Raw genomic sequence first — 654 nt, forward strand, 5'->3', positions numbered from 1 at the left:
CGCGAGCGGGGCTCAGCGGGCCTTTGAGGGGTTTTCGGGCACAGGTCGTCTGTGCGGGATCAGCCTGACATGCCGTTGATCAGGCCGCAACCTGGACTCATACCTTCACCTTTGCCGTTCTTTTGGCGGTGCGCTCGGCCTGGCGGGTCAGCATCGTGATGTGCAGGTCCATGACGTCGCGGATGAGGTACAGGGGTCGCCCCTTCACGTCGTGGCCGTGCGGGATGAGCAGGTCGCGCTCGGCCCATTTCCAGATCCGCTCGGGGGTGATCGGGACGGCCAGCAGGGTGATGACGTGGGCGGCCTGGGTGGCGGTGGTCAGGCGGTCGGCGATGGAGGCCAGCAGCCATTCGCGGCGCTCGCGCACGTCGTGGGCGGTCTCGCAGTGCGGGCAGGTGACGGCGGCGGCGCCGGGCTGGACGTACATGGGTGTGCCGCAGTCGCACGGTCCGGCGTACCAGCGGGTGGGTGCGCGGTCCACGATGTGCTCGGCGGTGCGGCGGGCGTTGTAGACCTGGGTGACGGCGGCCGCGGCGTCGGGTCGGCGCAGCAGGTGGTGGTGGCGTTCGGCCAGCCAGGCGGCCAGGACGGGGGCGCTGGCGCGGCGGGTGCCGTCCCCGGCGGGCGAGGCCTGGTCGAGTTCGGGCGGGGCGG

The 654-nt window shown here is 72.0% G+C and carries 1 protein-coding gene; it reads right to left on the reverse strand.

The features are described 5' to 3' along the window. Nucleotides 1-97 precede the first annotated feature (97 nt). Nucleotides 98-654, reverse strand: a 557-nt coding sequence (locus ABD140_RS39950) for a hypothetical protein (protein ID WP_425544216.1), incomplete at its 5' end; no start/stop codon positions are given.

Source organism: Actinocorallia libanotica, assembly GCF_039525175.1.
Lineage (GTDB): Bacteria > Actinomycetota > Actinomycetes > Streptosporangiales > Streptosporangiaceae > Actinocorallia > Actinocorallia libanotica.